15 protein-coding genes and 1 riboswitch are annotated in these 15117 nt (G+C 64.0%); of the genes, 7 read left to right on the top strand and 8 right to left on the bottom strand.

Features of this window, described 5'->3' with window-relative positions:
• Nucleotides 1-201 precede the first annotated feature (201 nt).
• The 8 genes from atzF to NMG70_RS15205 are packed head-to-tail and all read right to left on the bottom strand — an operon-like array spanning nt 202 to nt 8589.
• Nucleotides 202-2031 carry an allophanate hydrolase gene (atzF, locus tag NMG70_RS15170; protein WP_254025288.1) on the bottom strand — a complete coding sequence of 610 codons (1830 nt, stop codon included), beginning with the start codon at nt 2029-2031 and terminating at the stop codon, nt 202-204.
• On the bottom strand, nt 2028-2378 hold the full coding sequence (locus tag NMG70_RS15175) for a cupin domain-containing protein (protein WP_254025289.1): 351 nt from the start codon (nt 2376-2378) through the stop codon (nt 2028-2030). The genes atzF and NMG70_RS15175 overlap by 4 nt, the downstream gene beginning before the upstream one ends.
• The gene (locus NMG70_RS15180) at nt 2371-3039 is read right to left on the bottom strand and encodes a cysteine hydrolase family protein (protein WP_254025290.1); all 669 of its coding nucleotides are present in this window, start codon (nt 3037-3039) and stop codon (nt 2371-2373) included. The genes NMG70_RS15175 and NMG70_RS15180 overlap by 8 nt, the downstream gene beginning before the upstream one ends.
• Entirely contained in the window at nt 3039-4568 is a 1530-nt protein-coding gene (locus NMG70_RS15185) for an ABC transporter ATP-binding protein (protein WP_254025291.1), read from the bottom strand. Before NMG70_RS15185 ends, NMG70_RS15180 begins: the two co-directional genes overlap by 1 nt.
• 9 nt (nt 4569-4577) lie before the next feature.
• Complete coding sequence (gene biuH / locus NMG70_RS15190) at nt 4578-5279, bottom strand: biuret amidohydrolase (RefSeq protein WP_254025292.1); 702 nt, start codon at nt 5277-5279, stop codon at nt 4578-4580.
• 25 nt (nt 5280-5304) lie between these two features.
• Nucleotides 5305-6231, bottom strand: coding sequence for an ABC transporter permease (locus tag NMG70_RS15195; RefSeq protein WP_254025293.1), 927 nt, complete (start codon nt 6229-6231; stop codon nt 5305-5307).
• Nucleotides 6231-7391 (bottom strand): ABC transporter permease, encoded by a 1161-nt coding sequence (locus NMG70_RS15200; RefSeq protein WP_254025415.1) that lies wholly within the window; start codon nt 7389-7391, stop codon nt 6231-6233. The genes NMG70_RS15195 and NMG70_RS15200 overlap by 1 nt, the downstream gene beginning before the upstream one ends.
• A 58-nt stretch (nt 7392-7449) precedes the next feature.
• Nucleotides 7450-8589, bottom strand: a complete 1140-nt coding sequence (locus NMG70_RS15205; RefSeq protein WP_254025294.1) for a BMP family ABC transporter substrate-binding protein — start codon at nt 8587-8589, stop codon at nt 7450-7452.
• Between the two features lie 272 nt (nt 8590-8861).
• Here NMG70_RS15205 and NMG70_RS15210 point away from each other — a divergent pair, with 272 nt between their 5' ends.
• The 7 genes from NMG70_RS15210 (at nt 8862) to NMG70_RS15240 (ending at nt 15095) form a co-directional block, all read left to right on the top strand.
• Nucleotides 8862-9563: a GntR family transcriptional regulator gene (locus tag NMG70_RS15210; protein ID WP_254025295.1), complete on the top strand. Its 702-nt coding sequence runs from the start codon at nt 8862-8864 to the stop codon at nt 9561-9563.
• A 144-nt stretch (nt 9564-9707) separates the two neighbouring features.
• Nucleotides 9708-9822, top strand: a riboswitch (guanidine-I (ykkC/yxkD leader).
• Between the two features lie 100 nt (nt 9823-9922).
• Complete coding sequence (locus tag NMG70_RS15215) at nt 9923-10987, top strand: putative urea ABC transporter substrate-binding protein (protein WP_254025296.1); 1065 nt, start codon at nt 9923-9925, stop codon at nt 10985-10987.
• 105 nt (nt 10988-11092) lie between these two features.
• Nucleotides 11093-11905 (top strand): ABC transporter permease, encoded by an 813-nt coding sequence (locus NMG70_RS15220; RefSeq protein WP_254025297.1) that lies wholly within the window; start codon nt 11093-11095, stop codon nt 11903-11905.
• Nucleotides 11902-12711, top strand: a complete 810-nt coding sequence (locus NMG70_RS15225) for an ATP-binding cassette domain-containing protein (protein ID WP_254025298.1) — start codon at nt 11902-11904, stop codon at nt 12709-12711. Before NMG70_RS15220 ends, NMG70_RS15225 begins: the two co-directional genes overlap by 4 nt.
• A 12-nt stretch (nt 12712-12723) precedes the next feature.
• Nucleotides 12724-13932 carry an agmatinase family protein gene (locus NMG70_RS15230; RefSeq protein WP_127289529.1) on the top strand — a complete coding sequence of 403 codons (1209 nt, stop codon included), beginning with the start codon at nt 12724-12726 and terminating at the stop codon, nt 13930-13932.
• 2 nt (nt 13933-13934) lie between these two features.
• Nucleotides 13935-14471, top strand: coding sequence for a hypothetical protein (locus NMG70_RS15235; protein WP_254025299.1), 537 nt, complete (start codon nt 13935-13937; stop codon nt 14469-14471).
• Nucleotides 14472-14510: 39 nt separating this feature from the next.
• Complete coding sequence (locus tag NMG70_RS15240; protein WP_254025300.1) at nt 14511-15095, top strand: HupE/UreJ family protein; 585 nt, start codon at nt 14511-14513, stop codon at nt 15093-15095.
• Nucleotides 15096-15117: the final 22 nt, after the last annotated feature.

Consider the following 15117-nt stretch of genomic DNA (forward strand, 5'->3'; position numbering starts at 1 on the left):
TCTGTTGGGGCAACTGCACGGCTTGTTCGCATCGCGAAGTCTCCGGCGGTCGCAAGCGCGTGCTGACGCCTGCCAAATCACAGTGCAACTTTAGAGCACGCGCACATACGGATCGCTTACGGCATACGGCGCGACGGCACGCCGCGCATCGCTGCTACGATTTTAGGTCGCGCTGACGCTGCCGGCTCGACGGCCGGTCGTTCAATCGGCCGGAACGCTTTCCAGTTGCTCTCCGCCGGCCTTTGCGATGAAGCTACGCCAACCGCCATAGGCCGAAATGTCGATAGCTCGTGACAACCCGGCGGTCTCGACCAGGAAGCCCTTGGCCGATGTCCCGTCATCGAGCTCGATCGTGCCTATGCCGAGCGGCGGCGGGATCGCGGCCACGAAGCGTCCGAACGCGTCCGCTGAAAGCCGCCAGACCTCGACATCGATCGACTTCCCGTTGCCATGGGCAACACGCACGAGCCCCGGCTTCGGCACGGATTGGCCAGCGAGCGCATAGAGCTGATAGGAGGCGACCGTCTTGACGGCCCTGCTCATTCGGCCGCCTAGCGTACAGAGCTGGCCGTTGAGCGGCATTCCCGACAGGTGCGCGCCGACTACCACGATCTCGATCATGCCGTCATCGAAATCAGGCGTTTTGGCGACGCTGGCAGGCATCGCCCAGCCTGTCGCGCCAAGGCCGAGACCGCTGGCCGCATGGAGCTCTCTGGCCAGCGTCGCCGTCAACGCGTCCTTGCCGGCAGCGGCAAGCAAGGTGACGCTCATCGGCAGATCGTCGTCGCGCTTGCCCGTCGGTACGGCGATGCCACACATGTCGAGCAGATTGACGAAGTTGGTGTAGGTGCCGAGCCGGCTGTTGGTGACGATCGGATCGGCCAAAACAGCCTCCAGCGAATAGTGCGTCGGCGCCGTCGGCACGCAGAAGAGGTCGACCGAGGCGATAACAGGCGCGAGCCTGGTCTTGTAGGCCTGCAACGCATACAGGCCCTTGAAAGCATCGGCTGCGGAAAGTTTTCGTGCGCTCCCGATGATCTGGCGCGTCACCTTGTGCATGGCTGCTTCGTTCACGTCCATGAAATCCGCGATCGCCGCATAGCGCTCGGCCACCCAGGCGCCTTCATAGAGAAGATTGGCGGTGGCATAGAAATCGCCGAAGGGGATTTCGATCAGTCGGCAGCCAAGTTTTTCCAGCTTCCGCAGCGCCGTTTCGAATCCCGCCTGCATGGCCGCGTCGCCAAAAAATTCCCGGTCCGTCTTTGCCGGAACGCCGACAGACAGAACGGGTGGACGCGGACCGAGTGACGGCGCCGCGATGGAGCGCGAGTAAGGATCGGCGTCATCTTTTGCCGCCGCGGCCCTGAAGACGCTGTAGGCGTCATTGACAGTGAGCGCGAAGACGGAGACGCAGTCGAGCGTGCGGCAGGCCGGCACGACGCCGGCGGCCGACAGCGCGCCGACCGTCGGCTTCAGTCCGACGATGTTGTTGAGGCCGGCGGGAATGCGGCCGGAGCCCGCAGTATCAGTGCCGAGCGCGAAAGAAACGATGCCGCGCGCCGTCGCCACAGCCGAGCCGGACGAGGAGCCGCCCGGCACCAGTTTCGGATCGATCGTATTTTTCGGGATCGGCCAGGGCGTGCGTACGCCGACGAGGCCGGTGGCGAATTGGTCTAGATTGGTCTTTCCGACGACCAGCGCCCCGGCCGCCCTCAGAAGCGCGACGACGGTTGCGTCTTTCGCCGGCAAGTAGGCGTATTCGGCGCAGCCGGCTGTGGTCGGCATGCCGGCAACATCGATGTTGTCCTTGACTGCGAACGGCACCCCCCAGAGCGGCTTTGCCACGGGATCGAATCCGCCGAGTGCCTCGGCTTCGGCGAGCAGGCCCGCCTTGCTCGCCAGATGGATGAAGATGCCGGGATCGTCCGCTTCCGCTATGCGCTGAAGCACGGTTTCGATGACGGCCGCAAACGATATGCCGGAGGCATAGGCCGCGTGCAGGCTGCCGATATCGAAGCGGATGTCGCTCATTTCGTCTCGTCCAGAATGACCACCGGCAAATTCCACTGGATCAGCACGACGCAACCGTCTTTCGTCCATACCGAATGCTCGGTCCCGACCGGGTTCAGGATCACGCTTCCGGCAAGATAGTCGCCATTCTCGTCGCTCTGGGTGCCTTCCAGCACGACGATGGTTTCCAGTGCGGCATGGCGATGGCGCGGCACGCCGGCGCCGGGCCGATAGTTCAGGATGGCTACGGACGGTTCGGCCGGTCCGCCCTTGAGCAGCCAATGCACCGTGATGCCGTCGCGAAAATGCTCGAATGCCAGATCACGCCAGCCCCCATGGATGAGAGCCGGGTATGCAATGTTAGGCATCGGCAATTCCCTTGAGCACCTGGTCCGTTGTCGCCGTCCAGCCGACGATCGCGCCCTGCGCCCTGATCATGGCCAGCGCAGCCGCCTTGAACTCCGGAAAATAGCTCTCCGTCGCATCCTCGGCCAGCAGGCATTCATAGCCGCGGTCGTTGGCCTCGCGCATCGTCGTCTGCACGCAGACTTCCGTCGTGACGCCGGCGAAGACGAGCTGCTGCACCCCGAGCCGATTCAGGTCCTCGCCGAAGCTGGTGGCGTAGAAGGCGCCCTTGCCAGGCTTCTCGATGACGATCTCGCCAGGCAGCGGGGCAAGCTCGTCGAGGATCGCCGTTCCCGGCTCGCCGGCGATCAGCACACGGCCCATCGGGCCAACGTCGCCGATCCGGATCGACGGATTGCCGCGACTACGCTTGGCTGGCGGCAGATCCGAGAGATCAGGCCGATGACACTCCATCGTGTGGATGACCGGCAGGCCGGCTGCGCGAAATCCCTCGATCAGCCTTTTCACCGTCGGCACGATCGCCACCACCCGGCTGACGTCGTTGCCGAGGCTGGCGCCGAAGCCGCCCGGCTCGGCAAAATCGCGCTGCATGTCGATCACGACCAGCGCCATCGCCTCAGGCTTGCAGCCAAACGGAAACGGCAGCGCGTCGATCTCCGCCATCAGTGATGTCCCGCCATATGCTCGCCGATCGTCTGGACGCTCGCCTGCGCGATCGGCGTCTCATAGACCAGCGCGCCGTCGGACATGACGAAAATGCGGTCCGAAAGTTCAAGCAGCTCATCGAGATCTTCCGACATCAGCAGCACCGCCGCCCCGGCATTGCGCGCCTTCATGATGCGGGCGCGGATTTCGGCGACCGCCGAGAAGTCGAGGCCGAAGCAGGGATTGGACACGATGAGAAGATCGACCTCGCCGGTCAGTTCGCGGGCGAGCACCGCGCGCTGCACATTGCCTCCGGACAGCGACGCGATCGGCGAGGCGAGCGAGGCGGTTTTGACTTTGAACTGCTCGACCAGGCGGGTCGCATAGTCCCTGATGGCACTCATCCTGATCCAGCTGATCGGTTTGCCGGCCTCGTTCAAGTCGAAGGTCCGGAAGGCCATGTTTTCGGCAACCGTCATCCTCGGCGCGCAGGCATTGCGCAACGGTTCCTCCGGGATGAAGCGCACATTGAGCGTGCGTGCCTCGGCGCGGCTGGCGCCGTAGGGCGAACCCTTCACCAGGACGTCGCCGGCATCACGCGTGCGTTGCCCGGCCAGGACTTCTAAAAACTCCTTCTGGCCGTTGCCGGAGATACCGGCGACACCGACGATCTCGCCCGATTTCACATCGAGCTCGCCGATGTCGATGGTCCTCAGGCCGGTGCGGTCGGGCGCCTTCAGTGCCTTCACCGTCAGGATTTGCCTGGCGCCGACAGGCACTGGAGCGCGGCTGTCGAGCGCGGCGATCGGCTGGTCACCGATCATCATCGCCGCCATCTGCTTGTGAGACAGCTCCGATACTTTCCCAGTTCCGGTCAATCTGCCCTTGCGCAGCACCGTGATGTCGTCGGCGAAAGCCGTCACCTCGTGGAATTTGTGCGAGATCATCAGCACGGTGAGGTCGCCCGCCTTGGTCATGCTGCGCACGAGGCCCAGCACTTCCTGCGCCTCGCCGGGGGTCAGCACCGACGTCGGCTCATCCAGCACCAGAAAGCTGCGGCCGAGATAAAGCTGCTTGATGATTTCGAGCTTCTGTTTCTCGCCGGCGGCGAGTTCGGCCACTTTGACGTCGAGCGGCAGCTTGAACGGCATCCGCTCCATGAATTGGGCAAGGGCGGCGCGCTCGTTGCGCCAGTCGATAATCCCCGGCACCTTTTCGCGCGAGATGACCAGGTTCTCTGCACCCGTCAGTGACGGGACAAGGGCAAAATGCTGGTAGACCATACCGAGGCCGAGCGCCGAGGCATCCTTCGGACTGGCGATCCCGACCTCGCGGCCGTCGATCAGAATGTCGCCGGCGGTCGGGTGATAAAAACCCATGATGCATTTGACCAGCGTCGACTTGCCCGCGCCGTTTTCGCCGAGCAACGCATGAAACGATCCCGCCGGCACCTTGATCGAGACGTCGTCCAGCGCGGTGAAGGCGCCGAAGCGCATGCTCATGCCGATGGTCTCGACGCCAAGCGCTTTTTTGCCGCGGTCACTCATGGTCGAACCTCATGGCAACTGGGCAACGAAGGACGCCGAGTTCGACACCGCGCCGAACACGCCGCCTTGCATCTTGATCATCTTGATCGCAGCGAGATGGTTGCCGTAGTCGGTCGCCCCGCAGCAATCCTCCAGCATCACGCATTCGAAGCCGCGGTCGTTGGCTTCGCGCATCGTCGTGTGCACGCAGACGTCGGTGGTGATGCCGGTCAGCACGATGTTTTCGATGCCGCGCTGGTTGAGAATCAGCTCCAGGTCGGTGGCGCAGAACGAGCCCTTTCCCGGCTTGTCGATGATCGGCTCGCCTTCGGCCGGATAGAGGTCCGGAATGATATCCCAGCCCGGCTCGCCGCGCACCAGGATGCGCCCGCAGGGTCCGGGGTCGCCGATGCCGGCATTGATGCGGCGCGAGCGCCAGCGCTTGTTGGCCGGCAGGTCGGCGAGATCGGACCGGTGGCCCTCGCGCGTATGAATGATGGTGTAGCCCTTCGCCCGCATGGCAGACAGCACCGATCTAATCGGTTCGATCGGCGCCCGCACCAGCGACAGATCGTAGCCCATATGATCGACATAGCCGCCCGGCCCACAGAAATCGGTCTGCATGTCGATGATGATCAGCGCCGTGTTGTCGGGCCGAAGCTCGCCATTGTAGGGCCATGGATAGGGGTCGGCGTCGATGTACCGCTGCGTGACCTCGGCTCTGGCGTTCATTGAGCAAAACTCCAGTCTGGAAACGTCATTTGGTGATCGACAGTTCGCCCGGCGCGCCAGCCAGAGAACGGCTCGGCGACGAAGTGGCGATCATGATGACGAGGGTGAGAATGTAAGGTGCGGCGTAGAACAGGTAGTATCCTTGCGTGACGCCGACTGATTGCAGCGCCGGCCCGAGCGCGCCGGCGCCGCCGAACAGCAGCGCGGCGGCAAAGCAGCCGAGCGGGTTCCAGCGCGCGAAGATGACCAGCGCCACCGCCATCAACCCCTGTCCCGACGAAATGCCCTCGGTCCAGCTGCCGGGATAGTAGAGCGACAGATAGGCGCCGCCGATTCCGGCCAGCGCGCCGCCGAGGCCGGTGGCGAGGAGGCGCACCGTGTTCGGGTTGAGCCCCATGGCGCGCGCGGCGTCGGAACTGTCGCCGACCACGCGCAGGATCAGGCCGGCGCGGGTGTTGCGGAAAGCCCACCACAGGAACACGGCAAGTGCTGCGCCGATCAGGAACAGCACGTTGACGCTGAGCGCCGCCTGCACCTGCGGAACATCGGACCAGCCGCCAAAGGGGATGGCCGGCAGGTCGGGCGCCGAGGGCTGGATGAACGGTTTGCCGAAGAAGAAGGCGAGACCCGAGCCGAACAGCATCAGCGCAATGCCGATGGCGATGTCGTTAACCCCGCGGAATTTGCAGATCCAGCCGTGGAACAGGCCGAAACAAAGACCGGCGGCGGCGGCGGCCAGCAGGCCGAGCCATGGTGAGCCGGTCATCACCGCCACGGCATAGGCGGTCATCGCGCCGAACACCAGCGTGCCTTCGAGACCGAGATTGATGCGCCCCGAACGCTCGGTGATGGCTTCGCCCAGCGACACGAAGATGAAGGGCGTCGACACGCGGATGGCGCCGCCGAGCATGGCGAGCGGAACGCCCCAGAGGCCGATCTCGGTCGCGTCCATCAGGCAATCCCCTTCAAGAGATCGGGCCCCTTCAAGAGATCGGGCCCCTTCAAGAGATCGGGCCCCTTCAAGAGATCGCCCCTCTGCCAGAGGTCGGGATTGAATGCCTTGAAGCGGCCGTAGAAGGTTTCGCTGAACAGGATGACGACGAAAAGCATGCCTTGCAGCACCAGCACGGTGGCGTCGGGCAGATCCATGCGGCGCTGGATCAGCCCGCCGGAGGCGTCGATGCCGCCAAGCAGGAAGGCGACTGGGATGATGGCGAGCGGATTGTGGCGGGCGAGGAAGGCGACCAGGATACCAGTATACCCATAGCCGGCGGCGAGCGAGGCGTTGGCGCTGCCTTGCACGGCGGCGACTTCCAGCATGCCGGCAAGGCCGGCGAAGCCGCCGGCCAGCGCGGTGAAACCGACGATCAGCGGCCCGACGGCAAGTCCCTGCACCTGGGCTGCCCTGACGTTGCCGCCAGCGATGCGGGCGGCGAAGCCCCAGCGGGTCTTTTCAATCAGCAGCCAGGACAGAATGCAGGCGATCACACCGACGACCAGGCCCCAATGCACGTCCATGCCCGGAATATTGCCGATGCGGTAGGTCTCAGCCAGCGGCTCGGTCGAGGGTTTGTTGAGCGAGGCGGGATCGCGCAGCGGCCCTTCCACCAGATGGTTTATCAGGGCGATGGCGATATAGGCCATCAAAAGGCTCGATATCGTTTCGTTGACGGCACGGTAGTGGCGCAGCGCGCCGACGGCACCGATCCAGATGCCGCCGGCGGCCAGGCCCGCCACGCCCATGGCAAGAATAACGAAAAAGGCGGGGGCGCCGCTGGTGGCCACGCCCATCGCAGCCGCGGCAACACCCCCCAGCACGATCGCGCCTTCGCCACCGATGACGACGAGGCCAAGCCGGGCCGGCAGTGCCACGCAGAGCGCCGCAAGCAGCAAGGGTGCGGCCCGCGACAGCGAGTTCTGGATCGAGAACCACGAGCCGAAGCCGCCGCGCCACATCGTTTCATAGAGCTGCATGGGCGACTTGCCGACCAGCGCGATGAACAGGCTGAACAGAGCCATGCCGACGATCAGTGCCGCGAGCGGGATGACGAAGGCTTCCGCCCGCCGGGCGATCCATTCGAGCGCCGTCGGATAGCCCTGGGCGCCGAGCATCACTGGCACGCTCGCACTGCTCACGGTGTCTGCCATGGCCCCCGTCTCCGATCCATGCTCAAGCGGTCGAGCCGACGACACCCTCGACGAGATAGTCCATGCTTTCCAGCTCGATCGCGGCCTCGACGAAGGTCTGGCCCTCGGTTGCGACGACGTCGCCCTTGTTGTTCTTCAACGGTCCCTTGATCACCGAAAAGCCGCCCTTCATCATTTCGGCGAGCGTGCCGTCGAACTGCGCGCGCGCCGCCTCGCTGACGGCGGGGCCGAGCGGGCTCATCTTGACGAAGCCGTCGGCCAGTCCGCCGCGCGTGAAATTGGGCAGCGGCTTGCCGGCCACGAGGTCGTCGACGAACATCTTGTAGACCTTCGCCCAGTTCCATTCCGCGCCGGTCAGATATTTTTCCGGCGCCAGCGGGCTCTGATTGGCATGGTAGCCGCAGATGAAGGCGCCGCGTCCCGCCGCCGTTTCGACCACGACTTTCGGGCTGTCGACATGGCAAGTGATGACGTCGGCACCCTGATCGACCAGTGCATTGGTGGCTTCCGCCTCCTTGACCGCCAGCGACCATTCGCCGGTGAAGATCACCTGGCAGGTGATGGTCGGGTCGACCGAGCGTGCGCCGAGCAGGAAGGAGTTGATGTTGAGCAGGACCTGCGGAATCGGCTTTGCGGCGACGAAGCCGATCTTCTTGGTCTTGGTGGCGTGGCCGGCGGCGACGCCGTTGAGATACTGGCCCAAGCCGATATAGCCGAAATAGGAACCGGCATTCATCGGATGCTTGTCCTTGTTCCACATGCCGCCGCAATGCCGGAACTGCACGTCGGGGAATTTCGCGCACATGGCCAGCATGTGCGGATCGAAATAGCCGAACGAGGTCGGGAAGATCAGCGAGGCGCCATCGAGGTTGATCATCGATTCCATCGACTTCTGGACATCGACCGTCTCGGGGACGTTTTCCTCCTCGACAACGGAGACGCCCTCGATGGCCTTCAATGTGGCGGCACCCTCGGCATGCGCCTGGTTGTAGCCGTAGTCGTCCTTTGGTCCGACATAGATGAAGCCGACAGTGAGGGCGGCGGCGAACGCCCTGCTGATCGGGAATGACGCCGAGGCCAGACCGAGCGCCGCTCCGGCGGCGGAGGTCTTGAGCAACTCGCGGCGGCTAAGGCGGCGGCTAAGCATGAATCTCTCGGTCATGTGAATGCTCCCTGTTGAACCCTTTTCGGGTCGATTAATTCCCTTCTCGTAAAAGTGCATGCAATCGCTGTGCCAGTTCAAAAGATAGAATTTATCCAATTAAATCAGTTACCGTGCCGATTTGCCGTGCTCAAGAGAAAGGCAATTGCATACACTTTCTGCCTTTCGAATAGTCAGTTTGACAGGTAGATTAAAATTGAGGCATAGAGGACGCGTCCGAGTCGAAAGTTTCGGCGAGCCACTCGACTCTGCAAGAGACTGGACGGAGGAGAATGTCGAGGAAGCGCAGCTTGATCAGGTCGGGAACGACCGTCGATCAGATGGTGAGGGCGATCGGCGACCGGATCGTCACCGGCTTCCTGCGCCCCGGCGAAAAGCTCGACGAGGCCTCGCTCGCTGCCCGTTTCGACGTGTCGCGCACCCCCGTCAGGGAGGCGCTTGGCCGGCTGAGCGCCATGGGGTTGGTCGAAAGGCGGCCCAACCGCGGCGCCACCGTCGCCGTGGTGACGCAGGAGCACCTTGCCTCGATGTTCGAGAGCATGGCCGAGCTTGAAGCGATCTGCGCGCGGTTCTCAGCCGAGCGCATGACCACCGCCGAGCGCCGAGCGCTCGAAATCGAGCACCAGGCATCCGCGCGCCTCGTGCAACTGCGTGCGGAGGAGGACTACGAGTATTTCAACACCGAATTCCACACTCGGCTCTATCGCGGCGCGCACAGCAAGCACATCTATGAACTGACCGTCATGACCCGCAGCCGGCTGGCGCCGTTCCGGCGCGCGCAATTCATGCTGCCGGGCCGCCTGGCCAAATCCTGGCAGGAGCATAACGTCATCGTTACCGCAATCATGCGCGGCGACGGCGCTGCCGCAGGACAAGCAGCCAAGGATCACGTTTCCATCGTCAGCGAGGCGAGCGCCGTCTTTGCCGCGGTTGACTCGATGAAACCGGCGGGTTCGATCGGGATGTCTTGCTAGCTCGCAATCCGGCAAACTGCCCAATCCGTCGGCGATGCGATGATTTTCGCGTCACTCGTGCGAACGCTCGAAGCCGCACAGCTCCACAAATCCCGGCCTTTTGGCATAATTCGGCTTTGGCATGCTCCTTGCTTCGTTGGTAATGTGCAGAGCGTCTAGGGTTCCGGCCGCAACACAGCGGTGCTGGTCCAAGAGATGCGACCGCCAGGGATGCACTGAGGCATCCGGCGGAACACGGCGGGCCAAAATCCCGGGAGAACCCTGCACGGGTTTGCTGGCGCGAACCTCTCCCGGATGCGCGCTCCGCAAACCCCAACAAAAAGTCCGGTCGCAATCCGGATCGCCAACAGAGGTACGCAATGCTTCGCAAGCTGGCCGCAATCATCCTAGCCGCATCACTCAGCCTTCCCATGGTTTCCGCCGCCGACGCGGCGCCCAAGAAAGACTTCAAGATATGCTGGTCGATCTATGTCGGCTGGATGCCTTGGGGCTATCTTGCCGACAGCGGCATCATGAAGAAATGGGCCGACAGAAACGGCATCAATGTCGAGATCACCCGCATCAACGACTATGTCGAAAGCATCAACCAGTACACCGCCGGCGGCTTCGACGGCTGTTCGATGACCAACATGGACGCGCTGTCGATCCCCGCCGGCGGCGGCGTCGACACCACCGCCGTGATCATCGGCGACTTCTCCAACGGTAATGATGCCGTGATCCTCAAGGACAAGGCCGCGCTCGCCGACATTGCCGGCCAGAAGGTCAATCTCGTCGAGCTCTCCGTCTCGCATTACCTGCTGGCGCGGGCGCTGGACACGGTCAAGCTCGCCGAGAAGGACATCACCGTTGTCAACACCTCCGACGCCGACATGGTCGCCGCCTACGGCACCAGCGACGTCACCTCCGTCGTCACCTGGAATCCGCTGGTGTCCGAGATCGTCGCCATGCCGGGTGCGCACAAAGTGTTCGATTCCTCGCAGATTCCCGGCGAGATCATCGACATGATGGTCGTCAACACCGAGACGCTGAAGGACAACCCTGCGCTGGGCAAGGCGCTTGCCGGCGCGTGGTACGAGGTGATGGAGCTGATGACCTCGGACACGCCGGAAGGCAAGGCAGCCAAGGAGGAGATGGCCAAGGCGTCCGGTACGGACCTCGCCGGCTTCGACGCGCAGCTTGCTTCGACGGCAATGTTCTTCGACCCCGCCAAGGCGGTCGAGTTCACCAACGGCGCCGAATTGCCGAAGACGATGGATCTGGTCCGCAACTTCCTGTTCAGCCACGGCATCCTCGGCACCAACGCGACGAGTGTCGACATGGTCGGTATGAGCTTTCCCGACGGATCCACGCTGGGCGACGCCAACAACGTCAAGCTGCGTTTCGATCCAGCCTTCATGGCCGAGGCCGCAACCGCAACGCCCTGACGCGACATGCTGGCCAAGGGAATGAGTGCCAGGGATGAAGCTTCCGCGACGGGCGGGGAGGGCATCACGCGCCCGTCCCGGCCGAAGCCGAGGGTACGCCTTCGCATGATCAATACGAAGGTCTCGCGCGGCGGCGCCTTGTTCCTCGGCGGCTTGCCGTTCCTGTTCGTGGCAATCGCTTATCTGATCGCCTCGGCGCAACGGCTGGCCGTCAATCCCAGCGACAAGCTGCTGCCTTCGCCGCCACAGATGTGGTCGGCCTTTCTGGACCTTGCCACGGTTCCGGACAAACGCTCCGGCGACCTCATCCTATGGGTCGACACCTATGCCAGTCTTCTCAGGCTGTTTGCGGGCGTCGGCGTGGCCACGTTCGCCGCGCTTTCGCTCGGCATCGCCATCGGCTTCATCCCGCGGGTGCGCGCCTTCCTGCTGCCGTTTGTCACCGTCGTTTGCGTCATCCCACCGCTGGCGCTGCTGCCGATCCTGTTCATCGCGCTCGGCCTCGGCGAAACGGCCAAGATCACGCTGATCGCCCTTGGCGTCGCGCCGGTGATGGTGCGCGACATCGCCAACCGGGTGATGGAATTGCCGTCCGAACTGGTGGCCAAGGCACAGACGCTTGGCGGCAACAGCTGGACCATGATCTTGCGGCTGGTGCTGCCGCAGATCATGCCACGCCTCATCACCTGCGTGCGGCTGGCACTCGGGCCGGCCTGGCTGTTCCTGATCGCTGCCGAAGCCATCGCCTCGACCGAAGGGCTGGGTTACCGCATCTTCCTCGTCCGCCGCTATCTCTCGATGGACGTCATCCTGCCCTATGTCGCCTGGATCACGCTGCTTGCCGTGATCACCGACTGGCTGCTGGTGCGGCTTTCCCAAGCGATGTCCCCTTGGGCGCATCCGGTGGAGGCCAGATGAGCCGCATTGTCGTTCACGGACTGGAAAAGAATTATGGCGATGCCCGCGTGCTCGAGCGGGTCAACGTCACTGCCGAAGCCGGCGAATTCCTGTCGCTGGTCGGCGCCAGCGGCTGTGGAAAATCGACGTTCCTGCGCATCCTGCTCGGCCAGGAGCAGCAGAGCAGCGGCGTCGTCATCGTCGGCGATGGCCCGATCGTTCCCGAGCCGACGCCGCAGCGCGGCATCGTCTTTCAGCGATATTCGGTGTTTCCGCATCTGACCGCCATCCAGAACCTGCTGCTGGTCGAAGACTTTCGCTCCGGCGGGCCGTTTGGTCGCGTCTTCGGCGCCAGGCGCAGAAAGGTCAGGCAAGAGGCCGAAGCCATGCTGGAGCGGGTCGGGCTCGCCCATGCGCGCGATCTCTATCCGGCATCGCTCTCCGGCGGCATGCAGCAGCGGCTGGCGATTGCGCAGACCTTGCTCGGCCGTCCGCAGATCCTGCTTCTCGACGAGCCGTTCGGTGCGCTCGATCCCGGCATCCGCGTCGAGATGCACGACCTGCTGACCGAGCTGTGGACCGAGCACGGCATGACGGTGGTGATGGTCACCCACGATATCGGCGAGGCCTTCAAGCTCGGCACCCGTGTGCTGGTTTTCGACAAGGTGCGCCACGATCCGCAGTTCCCGTCGGCTTACGGCGCGACGATCACCTACGATCTGAAGCTCGATCGCAAGACCCGGGCTTCGTCTCATCACTTGGCCAAGGTGGCCGCGATGGTCGGGACGACCCGGCCGGATACAGCAATGGCGACGACGGCGTCGTAACGGAGACCGTGAATGTCCAGAAATATCCCCGAACGCAGCCACCGCCGGGCAGGGCTCGTCGCCCGGGAGGCCAGGGAACGCTTTCACCATCCCGATTTCGACGCCCGCGGCACGCAGGGCTGGAAGTCGATCGAGGCCGAGGGCAAGCTGCCAGAAAGCGGCTGGCGCAAGGAGCAGCAATGGGCACTCGACATGGGCCTGCCGGGATCGGAGTCGATCGTCGACAAGTCGATCCCGACATTCGCGCGCGGCGAGCTGCCGCATTTCGCCGGCATCAACACCTTTCTCAAGGCGCCCTATGTCGAGAACGTCCGCGATGTCGGCAAATATGACGCGGCCGTCATCGGCATCCCTTTCGACAGCGGCACCACCTACCGGCCGGGAACCCGCTTCGGCCCGCAAGGTATCCGCCGTATCTCAGCGCTCTACACGCCGTACAATTACGAGCTCGGCGTCGATCTACGCGAGCAGATGACGCTGTGCGACGCCGGCGACGTCTTCACCATTCCCGCCAACCTCGAAAAGAGTTTTGACCAGATCACCAAGGGCGTCAGCCATGTCGCCTCGTCGGGCGCGCTGCCGATCATGCTGGGCGGCGACCATTCGATCGGCTTTCCCTGCGTGCGCGGCATCGCCGACGTGACCTCGAAACGCATCGGCATCATCCATTTCGACCGCCATATCGACATCCAGGAAAAGGATCTCGACGAGCGCATGCACACCACGCCCTGGTACTGGGCGACCAACCTGCCGAACGTCTCGGCGACCAATCTCGTGCAACTCGGCATCGGCGGCTGGCAGGTCCCCCGCTACGGCGTCGCCGAGGCGAGGAAGCGCGGCACCAACGTGCTGACCATTGCCGACATCGAGCAGATGGGCCTTGAGAAGGCGGCGGAAATCGCGCTCGAGCTCGCATGGAAGGACACCGACGCCGTCTACATCTCCTTCGACGTCGACAGCCTGGACTGCGGTTTCGTGCCCGGCACGGGCTGGCCGGAGCCGGGCGGCTTCCTGCCGCGCGAGGCGCTCAAGCTGCTTGGGCTGGTGACGGCGCCCGGCATTTGCGGGCTGGAAGTGGTCGAGGTCTCGCCGCCCTACGACACCTCGGACATCACGGCGCTGTTCGGTGTGCGTGTCGTCGTCGAGGCGCTTGGCTCGATGGTCGCCCACGGCAACCTCGGCAAGCACAAATCCATCATCGACAAACCGGTGAGTTTTTGACCATGCACGACGATCATCATCACCACAATAATGGCCATGACGAAGGCCACCATCATCACGGGCCGAACGGCCATCATGACCATCCGCACGCCCCCGGCCACAATGGGCCCGCTGGCAAGCCGCTGCAATGGCAGACGCCGCATCTGCCGGAGAAGGCTCACGAGCCGCCGGTTGATCCCGCATCGGTCGACCTCGACCTTGTCGAAACCGCCTTCCTCGAAGGCTTTGCGCGGGCGCCGGACCCATCCAGCTTTTTGCGTCTGGCCGGCATACCGTTTGTTGGCGAGAGGGCGGACGGCGTGCGGCTTCATCTCTTGCGCGTCGAAACCGAGGATCTGGTCGACGTCGGCGCGGTCATGCCGCTCGTCGGCGGCACCGGCGTCGCCTATCACCCGCTGCCGGCGCGCCTGACATCGCATCGCCGCCGCCTCGCTTTCATCTATCACGATGGCGCTGAGCAAAAGCCGCTCGGCTTCGCCGCGGCGCGGGCCCTTGCAGACCGTTCCGCCGCTTCGCAATTCACCATTCCCGGACACTGAAACCAAAAAGCCCGTCATTCTCATCGAACAGGTATAACCATGAAAACATCAGCAAGACTTGGCATCCTTTCAGCTCTCGCCGCCCTCACGCCGTCGCTGGCGTTTGCCCATAGCGGCGGCGCTCACGTCCACGGCTTTTTCGCCGGCCTCGAACATCCGGTGTTCGGCGTGGATCATCTGTTCGCCATGGTCGCGGTCGGCATCATCGGCGCTCGCGCCGGGGGCCGCAGCATTGTGATTGTCCCGCTGTTCTTTCTCTCGGCCATGATCGCAGGGGCCTTGCTCGGTATGGCCGGCATCGGCCTGCCTGCGCTTGAAACCGGCATCGCGCTGTCGCTGGTGGTCTTCGGCGCCATGGTCGGCCTCGCCAGGCCGCTGCCGTTGACCGCTGCCGCGGCGCTGACGGCCCTGTTCGGCCTCTTTCACGGCAACGCCCACGGCCTCGAGATTCCCGAGAGCGCCGGCGGCATCGCCTACGCCGCTGGTTTCATGCTCGCCACGTCGATGCTGCATGCGATCGGGGTGTTGTCCGTCTTCAAGCTCGGCCGTTGGCCGACGACGGTCCGCACCGCGGGGGTTGCCACCTCGCTGGTTGGAATGGCCATGGCGGCCCAAGCCTTCTGAGTGAGGCGATCAGACGCAGGCA

The organism is Mesorhizobium ventifaucium, from assembly GCF_935822925.1.
Taxonomy (GTDB): domain Bacteria; phylum Pseudomonadota; class Alphaproteobacteria; order Rhizobiales; family Rhizobiaceae; genus Mesorhizobium; species Mesorhizobium ventifaucium.

Excerpts from the sequence above, each read along its gene's own strand:
- atzF (WP_254025288.1), bottom strand. The coding sequence starts at position 2,031 with ATGAGCGACATCCGCTTCGATATCGGCAGCCTGCACGCGGCCTATGCC.
- NMG70_RS15175 (WP_254025289.1), bottom strand. The coding sequence starts at position 2,378 with ATGCCTAACATTGCATACCCGGCTCTCATCCATGGGGGCTGGCGTGAT.
- NMG70_RS15180 (WP_254025290.1), bottom strand. The coding sequence starts at position 3,039 with ATGGCGGAGATCGACGCGCTGCCGTTTCCGTTTGGCTGCAAGCCTGAG.
- NMG70_RS15185 (WP_254025291.1), bottom strand. The coding sequence starts at position 4,568 with ATGAGTGACCGCGGCAAAAAAGCGCTTGGCGTCGAGACCATCGGCATG.
- biuH (WP_254025292.1), bottom strand. The coding sequence starts at position 5,279 with ATGAACGCCAGAGCCGAGGTCACGCAGCGGTACATCGACGCCGACCCC.
- NMG70_RS15195 (WP_254025293.1), bottom strand. The coding sequence starts at position 6,231 with ATGGACGCGACCGAGATCGGCCTCTGGGGCGTTCCGCTCGCCATGCTC.
- NMG70_RS15200 (WP_254025415.1), bottom strand. The coding sequence starts at position 7,391 with ATGCTCGGCGCCCAGGGCTATCCGACGGCGCTCGAATGGATCGCCCGG.
- NMG70_RS15205 (WP_254025294.1), bottom strand. The coding sequence starts at position 8,589 with ATGACCGAGAGATTCATGCTTAGCCGCCGCCTTAGCCGCCGCGAGTTG.
- NMG70_RS15210 (WP_254025295.1), top strand. The coding sequence starts at position 8,862 with ATGTCGAGGAAGCGCAGCTTGATCAGGTCGGGAACGACCGTCGATCAG.
- NMG70_RS15215 (WP_254025296.1), top strand. The coding sequence starts at position 9,923 with ATGCTTCGCAAGCTGGCCGCAATCATCCTAGCCGCATCACTCAGCCTT.
- NMG70_RS15220 (WP_254025297.1), top strand. The coding sequence starts at position 11,093 with ATGATCAATACGAAGGTCTCGCGCGGCGGCGCCTTGTTCCTCGGCGGC.
- NMG70_RS15225 (WP_254025298.1), top strand. The coding sequence starts at position 11,902 with ATGAGCCGCATTGTCGTTCACGGACTGGAAAAGAATTATGGCGATGCC.
- NMG70_RS15230 (WP_127289529.1), top strand. The coding sequence starts at position 12,724 with ATGTCCAGAAATATCCCCGAACGCAGCCACCGCCGGGCAGGGCTCGTC.
- NMG70_RS15235 (WP_254025299.1), top strand. The coding sequence starts at position 13,935 with ATGCACGACGATCATCATCACCACAATAATGGCCATGACGAAGGCCAC.
- NMG70_RS15240 (WP_254025300.1), top strand. The coding sequence starts at position 14,511 with ATGAAAACATCAGCAAGACTTGGCATCCTTTCAGCTCTCGCCGCCCTC.